7 protein-coding genes and 1 pseudogene are annotated in these 9,455 nt (G+C 65.7%); 6 read left to right on the plus strand and 2 right to left on the minus strand.

The features are described 5' to 3' along the window. From ACW2Q0_RS30795 to ACW2Q0_RS30820, 6 genes and pseudogenes are all read left to right on the plus strand, one after another. A partial coding sequence (locus ACW2Q0_RS30795; protein ID WP_457194439.1) for an ATP-binding protein occupies positions 1–2,609 on the plus strand: 2,609 nt, incomplete at its 5' end. A 195-nt stretch (positions 2,610–2,804) separates the two neighbouring features. Continuing rightward, the gene (locus ACW2Q0_RS30800) at positions 2,805–3,623 is read left to right on the plus strand and encodes an alpha/beta fold hydrolase (protein WP_457194440.1); all 819 of its coding nucleotides are present in this window, start codon (positions 2,805–2,807) and stop codon (positions 3,621–3,623) included. A gap of 398 nt (positions 3,624–4,021) precedes the next feature. After that, positions 4,022–4,600 (plus strand): DUF4232 domain-containing protein, encoded by a 579-nt coding sequence (locus ACW2Q0_RS30805; RefSeq protein ID WP_457194441.1) that lies wholly within the window; start codon positions 4,022–4,024, stop codon positions 4,598–4,600. 163 nt (positions 4,601–4,763) lie between these two features. Continuing rightward, positions 4,764–5,495: pseudogene (locus ACW2Q0_RS30810) on the plus strand (hypothetical protein); the annotation flags it as partial. A 239-nt stretch (positions 5,496–5,734) separates the two neighbouring features. Continuing rightward, positions 5,735–6,070 carry a hypothetical protein gene (locus tag ACW2Q0_RS30815; RefSeq protein ID WP_457194442.1) on the plus strand — a complete coding sequence of 112 codons (336 nt, stop codon included), beginning with the start codon at positions 5,735–5,737 and terminating at the stop codon, positions 6,068–6,070. Positions 6,071–6,235: 165 nt separating this feature from the next. Further along, complete coding sequence (locus ACW2Q0_RS30820) at positions 6,236–7,291, plus strand: DUF4185 domain-containing protein (RefSeq protein ID WP_457194443.1); 1,056 nt, start codon at positions 6,236–6,238, stop codon at positions 7,289–7,291. Positions 7,292–7,436: 145 nt separating this feature from the next. On the opposite strand, the gene ACW2Q0_RS30825 is transcribed toward ACW2Q0_RS30820, so the two are convergent. Together ACW2Q0_RS30825 and ACW2Q0_RS30830 are read right to left on the minus strand one after the other, a co-directional pair. Next, positions 7,437–8,693, minus strand: a complete 1,257-nt coding sequence (locus ACW2Q0_RS30825; RefSeq protein ID WP_457194445.1) for an IS256 family transposase — start codon at positions 8,691–8,693, stop codon at positions 7,437–7,439. A gap of 138 nt (positions 8,694–8,831) precedes the next feature. Next, entirely contained in the window at positions 8,832–9,260 is a 429-nt protein-coding gene (locus ACW2Q0_RS30830; protein WP_457194444.1) for an alpha/beta hydrolase fold domain-containing protein, read from the minus strand. Positions 9,261–9,455 lie beyond the last annotated feature (195 nt).

The raw sequence follows: 9,455 nt of genomic DNA on the forward strand, positions 1-9,455 counted from the left end.
CCGAGGCGCTGCGCGTGTACGAGCGCACGAGGGCAGCCTTGGCCGACGAGCTGGGCGTCGACCCCGCACCGGAGTTGTCCGCATTGCACGTCGCGGTGCTGCGGGGTGAGTTGGCACGGCAGGAGGAGGACCGGAAGACCAACTTGCGCGCCGAGCTGACCAGTTTCGTCGGCAAGGCCGCCGATGTCGCCGCGGTCCGCGAACTCAACGCCGAACATCGGCTCACCACCCTGATCGGGCCGGGCGGCTCGGGAAAGACCAGACTGGCCACGGAAACCGCGCGCACGTTACTCGGCGACCTACCGGATGGGGTCTTTCTGGTCGAGCTCGCGCCCATCGGTGCCGAGAGTGACACGGGGGGCGGTAGTAGCACAGGGCCAGGGGGCGGGAACAACGTCGCACAGGCGACGCTCGCCGCGCTCAAATTGCGGGATGCGCTGCTCGGCGAGGCACCGGATGCGGAGCCGATGGACCGGGTGGTGGCCGCGCTCCGCGACCGGGCGACGCTGCTGATTCTGGACAACTGCGAGCACGTGATCCAGTCCGCTGCGGCCTTCGCCCATCGAGTACTCGGGGAATGTCGGCGACTGCGGATCCTCGCGACGAGCAGGGAACCCCTCGGCATCACCGGCGAGGCGCTGTGGCCGGTCGTGCCGCTGGCCTTGCCGAAGGCGGGCGCCGACCTCGACGAGATCGAGTCCTCTCCGGCCGTCCGGCTACTACAGCACCGGGCCGGCGCGGTGCGCAATGACCTCGCGTCCGACACCGACACTTTGTCGACGTTGGCGCGTGTCTGCCGGGCGCTGGACGGAATGCCATTGGCAATCGAACTCGCAGCGGCCAGGTTGCGCACCATGTCACTCGATCAGCTCGCCAATCGGCTCGACGACCGGTTCCGCCTGCTGACCGGCGGCAGCCGCACCGCGCTGCCGCGGCACCGGACGCTGCGCGCGGTGATCGACTGGAGCTGGGAACTGCTCACCGACGTCGAACGTACGGTGTTGCGCAGGCTCTCGGTGTTCTCCGGTGGCGCGACCCAGGAAGCGGCCGAACGGGTCTGCGCCGGTATGGGGGGTGGGCCCGAAGGGCAGCGGGGCGGGCAGAACATGGCGGTCGAGGCGTGGGAGGTGCTCGAGGTGCTGACCGCGCTGACCGAGAAATCGCTCGTGGTCACCGAGGTCGAGGGGGCGCCGCGGTACCGAATGCTCGGCACGATCAAGGAGTACGCCGAGCAGCGTCTCGCGGAGGCGGGGGAATCGGACCTCGCGCGGCGCACGCATCTCGCGTACTTCACCGAGCTCGCCGAAATCGCGGAGCCGAATCTGCGCCGCGCCGAGCAATTGGCGTGGCTCGCGACGCTCGAGGCCGAGCACGACAATATCGCCGCCGCGATGCGCGGTGCGCTCGCGGCCCGCGATGCGCAAGGGGCGATGCGGCTCGCCGCTGCCGCCGGCTGGTACTGGTGGCTCGGCGGGCACAAGGCCGAGGGCAACGAGTCGATCATGGCGGCCACCGCCCTGCCCGGCGAGGTGGCCGACCAGATCCGGGGCGTGGTGTACGGGTTGGCCGTACAGTTCGCGACCTCGGGGCGGCAGAGCGACCAGTATCAGGCGCGGGAGTGGATACACAAGGCTTACGAAATCAGCCGGCGTGTTCAGGACCCGCACCCGGCGCTGAGGTTCGCCGCCCCACTGGAACGCATGCTGCAAGCGCCGGACGCGTTCCTGCCCGCGTGGGAACCACTGCTGGCCGATGAGGACCCCTGGGTGCGCGCCCTTACTCGGATGCACCTCGGCAAGATGCGGATCGACCTCGGCCACGACGGCCGGGAAGCGGATACCTATCTCGAGACGGCGGTCACCGAGTTTCGCGCGCTCGGCGAACGGTGGGGGATTTCGTTCGCCCTGACCCAGCTGGCGAATCGAATCGCCATGCGCGGCGAGTTCGCCGAAGCGTGCGAGCACTACGAACAAGCGATCGCGGTCGTCACCGAGGTCGGTGCAATCGAAGATGTCGTACTGATGCGGTCCCGGCAAGCCCAGTTGTACTGGCTGTCGGGCGATGCGGAGTCGAGCGGGTCGGCCATGGCCGAGGCCCAGCGGGCCGCGGAACGAGTTTCCTGGCCGAATGTGCTGGCCGAGCTGGCGCTGTCGCAGGCGGAGCTCGCGCGCTGGAGCGGTAATGCCGAGCAGGCACACCGGCAACTCGAGGTCGCGGCGGCGCTGCTGGGCGATGAGGCCGAGCGGCCGAATATGCGCGCGCTGATACATGACCTGCTCGGCTACCTTGCCGAAGATCTCGACGAGGCCCGTGCACACCGCGTCGCGGCCGTCCAGGCGGCATCCGAGGCGGGACATGCACCCCAGATCGCCCAGGTACTCGTCGGAATCGCGGATCTGGCACTGCGTGCGGAGCAGTTCGAGCAAGCGGCGCGGCTGCTCGCGGCGAGCGCCGGCGTGCGCGGTCTGCCGGATCGCTCCCAACCGGATGTGGCCAGGATCGAGCAGACCGCGCGAAGTCGCCTCGGTGACACGCGGTTTGCCGAGGCGACGGCGCAGGGGATGCAGGCGAGCTGGCACGAGTTGGCCGCGGTTGCCTTCGCTTGCTGAATGTGGAATGCGCCCAGAGGAATCCGATGAGAGCTATCCCGGCGCACCAGGCGATGGCGGTGATCGCCTCGCGTAATCGATGTAGTCGACACCGGCCTCGGTGGTGACTGACCCGCTCCACGGTGTTCGGCTTGGTCGTGCCCGCGTCAGCCTGGTGACAGGGTGGTGTCAGGCCAGACACCGAAAGTGGTTGGCATGACGAAGAACAGCAGCTCCTCGACCGATTCGACGTGGACCGGCATGGTGCCGGTCGACGACACGGCCCTGGCAGTCACCGACACCGGCGGTCCCGGTATCCCCGTGATCTACTGCAACGGCCAATTCGCCACGCAAGGCTACTGGCGGCGGGTCCTCGCCGACCTCGGCACCGAGTTCCGCCATATCACCTACGACGAACGCGCCCGCGGCAAGAAATCACAGAAGTCGGCGGACTACTCCTTCGAGGCGTGTGTGCGCGATGTCGACGTTGTCCTCGCGGCCAGGGGTGTGGACCGCGCACTGGTCGTGGGCTGGTCCTACGGAGCATTCGTCGCCGCGCACTGGGCCAGCCGCAACCCCGATCGCGCCCTGGGCACGGTCCTCGTCGAGGGCGCCGAACCCTACGACTGGCTCGACGAGGCCATGGAAGCGCGGATCCGCCGGCTGTTCAAGCGGCTGAGCTGGATAACCCCGCTGCTTCGCCCGACGGGCCTGACTCCGCGTATGAGCGCCGCACAGCAAGCCGAATGCAACATCGAACTCGGCAAGATCTCCCGCGAGGCCAACCTGGCCCCCGTACTGGACAACATCACCGTCCCGACGCGATATGTGCTCGCGTCCGGGGCGTCCTTCGGAAGCCACGGTGACGAGCAAGAAAAGATCCGCGCGAGCCTCGACGCGGTATGCGCCCGCAACCCCAACCTCGAGGTGAGCGCGAAGGTTGCCAGCAACCACGACCACGTCCTGCGCAAGGACTTCCACGCCGTCGCCGACGCCGTGCGTGACGTCGCCACCTACGACCGCCAGGGCCGCTGAGGACATCCTCTCGGGCTGCACCCGGCATCCGAACGAACATCATCCATCCATCCGTCCGGCCGAGGCGGACAACTCTGACCGGAGGAAGACGAGGTCCACTCCCCAGGCCGTTGACCTGGGGGTCTTCCGGACAGCTCAACCCCGCGTTGCCCGGACGCTGCCCTATACGCAAGCAGCGCGGGCACGCCGACTGCTCGATGGCGGTACCCGCGCGTGCATGCGTTATCCACCAATGGATTACCGGGCCGCATGGACCATGCGGGTGCGTGCGCCGACACGGGATTCGGCCAGATATTCCGGGACCGGTTCTGCGTGGCGTATTCGGTTGCGGCGATGGCGTTTCCACTGCGATTCCGCCACCCCGAGGAGTACCGTGAGGTGCTGTGAGGACAAGGCGGATGGCGTGGTGGCTGCTCACCGCGTGTGCGGTTACGACCGTCCTCGGTTGTGGCTCCGAACAGCCGGACCCGCCGGGTGCGACCAGCGTGGGCTCGGTGCTGCACGCGGTTTCGCCGCCTTCGGGCGTGCATACTTCGGATGCCGTTGTACCGCAATGTCAGACGTCCGATCTCGCGGCCGGTCTCGGACCGGAATCCGCGGCCGCCGGAACCGTCGCCTTCCCGATCGTATTCACCAACAACGGGTCCGATCCGTGCGTACTCGAAGGATTCCCGGGTGTCTCCTACGCTACCGGCCCGGACAGCGCACCCGTCGGCGCGCCCGCCGCGCGGGACGGTGCCTCGTCCGGCCCGGTCCAGTTGTCGCCCGGTGCGCAGGCCTCGGCGCTGGTGTACGCGATCGACGTGCACAACATTCCGCCCGAGCAATGTCAACCGGTATCGGTGCCCGGGCTGCGAATCTACCCGCCCGACAACACCGTATCGCTCTATCTCGAACGCATCGGGACAGCATGCGGTCTCGCGCAAGCGACCCAACTGCGGATCCACGCCGTCGTGGCAGGTACCAGCGACCGTTAGCCGCTGGGCGGTGACCGGGCTTCGTTGCGGCATCGCCGATTACGACGCGGTCACAGTAGTGCACTACTGCTGACGTCGCAGCCTGGGCACCGGAAAATCAGTAGTTACGACGTCAATTCCGGCCCTGCCCAACGGGTCCGGTCGACCTTCTCGGAGGGTAGTCATGGTTGATTCCCTTTTCGCCGATGTGTCCGAGTTCCAAGTACCGGTCGACGACTCCTACCCGTATCAGATCTTCTCGTTCAGATCCAACGACGGCACGTACCGTGACCACAACTTCTTCACAAACTATGCCTGGGCCGCCAACGCCGCCGACGCCGGACGAATCTCCTGCTTCATCGTCTATTTCTACTGGCGACCGAACTGGCTCGACACCGCTGATACGCACACGAGCATGATCGGCCAAGCGGGCGGCCCGCACCCGAAGATGATCTCCATGATCGACGTGGAATCGGGCGGCAATCCCGGCGGTGACCAGTCCGACGGCATCAACCGCGCTTATTGGCGGCTCGCCGACTGGCTGGGCTCGACCCGCCGAGTCATCGGCTACGCCAACCGCCCCGACTTCGACAGCATGTGGCCGGTGCGCCCGGACGGGCTCAACATGATCGGCGCCGGCTACGGCAGCAACCCCAACCTGCCGGGTCAGATCGCCCACCAGTACACCGACGGCCAGGGCTACGGCGGCGGCCTCCCCGAGGGTGCCCCACCGTTCGGCAACTGCGATATGAACTCCGCCGACGGATTCTCGCCGGAGGACTTCGCCAACCAGTGCGGCGTCGGGGCGGTCGCGCCGGATCCGGTCACCGACATATGGATTCAATTCATGGGCATCGGGGGCAACGGCTGGCCGCAACTGGCCGGTCGCACTCTCGTCGACGGCGTCGCCACCGTCGGCCAAACCTTGGGTCTGTCCGGGTTCGCGCCACCCTCTGGACCAACCCAGGTACCGCTACCCCGCGACTCCGACGGCCGTATCCGCGACGAGTGGATCCAGCTGCTCGGTGTCCAAGGTCATGGCTGGCCGCAACTCGGCGGCCACACCCTCGTCGACGCCGTCGCGGCAATCGGGCAGGAACTCAATATCCCCGGCTTCCAGCCGCCCGCCCAGTAGCCGCTGATCGGAGTACACGCATGCCGACGATCCCCAGTACATACGGTCGCTTCTTCGTCGTCACCGATTGTGTGCCACAGGTCCGGGCTGCCGCGACAGCCGCGGCCAATGGCGGCACCCTGGCCGGCCTCACCGCCGCCGACCTCGGCAAGATCACCTTCCCGCGAGAAGCGTTCGCCCGTGTACCAGCCTGCGGCACAACACAATCCGGCCCGACCGCATGGTTCGGCACCTTCAACGGCGGGGTCCCCGAGGGCAGCGTCTATGCCATCGACCTCACCACCGGGCAGGTCTTCAACAACGACGCCAGACGGGCCGGGGCATGGACCCGATTCGTCCTCGCCGAATCCACATAGACCGAATCCACAAGCAGTCGAAACCTGACTGGCCCGCGGCCGGCGCTACCGCACCGGTCCCGTCCAGCGCGCCGGTGGTCCGGGCCGCCGGCGGCCGGGTGAGAACGGTCGCTCGCCCCAGGCACACCAGTAATAAAGAGCGTATGAGCAGGGAGGACCTCGGCGATGTCGAAACATTGGGGTACGGCGATCAACGGGTACAGCGCCAGCACCGCGCAGCAGTTCGGGGTAGGCGGTGCCGACCTCGGCATACCCTACGACCGCAGCCGATTCGGGCCGGGGCAGTCAGGATTCGTGTTCGGCGACAGCTTCACCGGCAACAGCGAGGGCTCCGGCACCTGGCTGGGCTCGCCGATCCTGCTGTTCAGCCCCGATATCCCGGACGCCACCACCGCTTTCACCAGTGCATCCGGCGGGGCGCAGGCGAAACAGGTCCTCACCTACACCCACGACGCCGACAACGGCTACGGGATCGAGGTCACCCGCATCCCCAACGACGCCTTCGTCGACCCGAACGGGCGAACCTGGTTGACCTACACCAGCGTCCATGACTGGAACGCCTCGAACGACCAGTACGGGGCGCTGTTCTGCGGGCTCGCCTACTCCGACGACGACGGCACCACCTGGACGGATTACGCCGCGGTGTGGCGCAACGACGGCAGCGACGGCTACGACGGCTGGAGCCCGTTCATGATGCAGTCCTTCGCGGGCATCGGCAATAACAACAGCGACGGCTACCTGTACATCGTGTCCAAAGAATGGGGGCGCGCCCACAACCAGGACGGGCCGATCCTGATGCGCGTGCCGTGGCGGCAGATCGCAACCCGTGCCGATTACCAGTACTGGGGCTACAGCGGATCGGCCTGGCAGTGGGGCAACCCGGCCCCCACCCCGTTGTTCGCGGGAATGGGTCCGATCGGGGAGTTGAGTGTGAAAAACATTGCGGGCACCTGGGTCATGTCCTACTTCGATGTAAACGGCTACTGCATCTCCACCCGCACCGCAGCGGCGATCGACCAGCTATGGACCAATCCGAGACAACAAATCCACGGCGCCGTACCGTGGTGGCAATTCTGGATCCGTTCCTTCCCGCAACTCTACGGCGGCTACATCCACCCCCGCTCCACCTCACCCACCGACGTGACTCTGTATGTCTCACAATGGAACACCACCACCAACAACCCCTACTGGGTCATGCAATTCGACGGCATCACCCCATAGTGACCACGACTCCGGCGACGACGCAGCTCCGACTGCGCCAAGATGGGTGAATCTCGAGCTCATCCGCCCGACTGCCGCACGGTGAGTGCCGACACGGCAGGGGGGAGTGTCGGAATTTTTGTGGGCAGAACGGTGAAATGTTCTGCTAGTTTCCAGTTATCCGCTCACCATAGAACAGGGCGAGCGTGTTGAGTATATCCTTCCATCCGCTGATCTTTCCAGTGATATTCTGCTGGTTCTTCAGTGGGTTTCGGATTACAAGGTAGAGCACCTTGAGCGCGGCCTGCTCGTTGGGGAAATGTCCCCGCCGGCGGGTCGCTTGCCGGAACCTGGCGTTCAGGCTTTCGATCGCATTCGTGGTGTACACAAGTTTCCGAATCGGTGCCGGGAACCTCAGAAACGGCGTGAATTGCTCCCAACTGTTGCGCCAGACAGCGATCATCGCTGGATACTTCGGCTCCCATTCGGCGGCGAAATCGGCGAAAAGCGATTCAGCAGCCTCCACCGTGGGCGCGGTATAGATAGCCCTCAGTTCAGTGGTGATCCGGCTCCAATACTTTCGTGAGCTGTATTTCAGGCTCGCCCGCACGAGGTGGACCACACACTGCTGGACATCGGCCAACGGCCAGGTGTCGTTGATCGCCTCAGGCAGTCCTTTCAGCCCGTCGCAGCAGACGATCATCACATCAGCGACCCCGCGATTACGCAGCTCGCCCAGAACACCAGCCCAATGCTTGGCGCCTTCGCCGCCGGTGCCGACCCACAGGCCCAGCACCTCCCGCTCGCCAGCCAGGGTGACACCGACCGCCACATAGATCGGCCGATTCACCACCCGGCCATCCCGGATCTTCACGAAAATGGCATCGATCAGCACAACCGGATACACACGTTCCAGCGGCCGTGACTGCCATTCATTCATCTCCTCGACCACCTTATCGGTGATCTTCGAAATCAATTCGCGCGAGACCTCCACATCATAGATCTCCGACAGATGCTTCTGAATTTCACCGGTTGTCAACCCCTTCGCATACAGCGAGATGATCGACTCGTCGAAACCCTGCACACGCCGCGAATGCTTCGGAACCATCTTCGGTTCGAATTCCGAATTCCGATCCCGCGGCACATCGATACGCACCGAACCGACATCGGTATGCACCGTCTTCTGCGATCGCCCATTGCGATGGTTGCCGTCCCCACGGATCGGCTGGTCACCCTTGGAATAGCCGAGATGCTCGTCCATTTCGGCGTTCAACGCCGTTTCCAGAACAGTTTTCGTAATCTGCGACAGCAAACCACCCGGCCCGGCCAGCGACACCCCCTCTTTCCGGGCCTTGTCCACCAACTCCTGGGCGATCCGAACATCCAAACCCTCCGCTGCCGACCGCTGTCCGGCCGCCGGCATCGACTCCTCCGACACGATGATCCCTTCCGCTGAGACACGCCGCCTCAGCCTCTCCGATCACCGTCCCGCCCACAAGATCTCAGACAGTCCCCGGCAGGGGCGGGAGGGTATGCCGGGCAATGGATTTCCCGTTTTCGGCTAGTTCTCGGTGTCCCGGTTGCGGATGCGCTGGCCGAGGAAGTGTGCTGCGCGGTCCAGGGCCTCATCGGCTTCGTCGAGCATGCCGGTGAAGGACTGGAACACGTGAGGTACATCGGCGGTGATATCGAGGATGACGTCTACGCCTGCTGCTCGCGCGCGGGCGGCCAGCCGGGTGGAGTCGTCGAGGATCATTTCGTTGGTGCCTGCCTGCAGGAGCATCGGGGGGAAGCCGCTGAGGTCGGCGAGGGTTGCCGGGCTGAGCAGGGGCTGGTGTGGGTCATGTCCGGCGAGGTACATAGCACCGGTGTGTTCCAGGCTCGCGCGGGTGAACAACGGGTCGATGCCCGCTTTGGTGCCCATGCTTTCGCCCGCACGGGTCATGTCGAGTCCGGGTGAGAACGCCACGATCGCGGCAGGGAGGGGCACGAGCGCGGCGCGATGCTCGCCACGAGATGTCCGCAGACACTCACTCTGATATCCACATCGAGCCGATAACGTTGCTCTCGAAAGGGAACAGTGGAAGCGAGGCGGAGCCGATGGCTACAGACGAACCGGTAGTTACGCGGGCGAACAGGGGCTGGGCTCAGTCCCGGGAGACGCGCTATCGGATCGCGGCATGGT

The organism is Nocardia citri (assembly GCF_054065835.1).

Coding starts and splice junctions, on each gene's coding strand:
- ACW2Q0_RS30800 (WP_457194440.1), top strand. CDS start 2,805: ATGACGAAGAACAGCAGCTCCTCGACCGATTCGACGTGGACCGGCATG.
- ACW2Q0_RS30805 (WP_457194441.1), top strand. CDS start 4,022: ATGGCGTGGTGGCTGCTCACCGCGTGTGCGGTTACGACCGTCCTCGGT.
- ACW2Q0_RS30815 (WP_457194442.1), top strand. CDS start 5,735: ATGCCGACGATCCCCAGTACATACGGTCGCTTCTTCGTCGTCACCGAT.
- ACW2Q0_RS30820 (WP_457194443.1), top strand. CDS start 6,236: ATGTCGAAACATTGGGGTACGGCGATCAACGGGTACAGCGCCAGCACC.
- ACW2Q0_RS30825 (WP_457194445.1), bottom strand. CDS start 8,693: ATGCCGGCGGCCGGACAGCGGTCGGCAGCGGAGGGTTTGGATGTTCGG.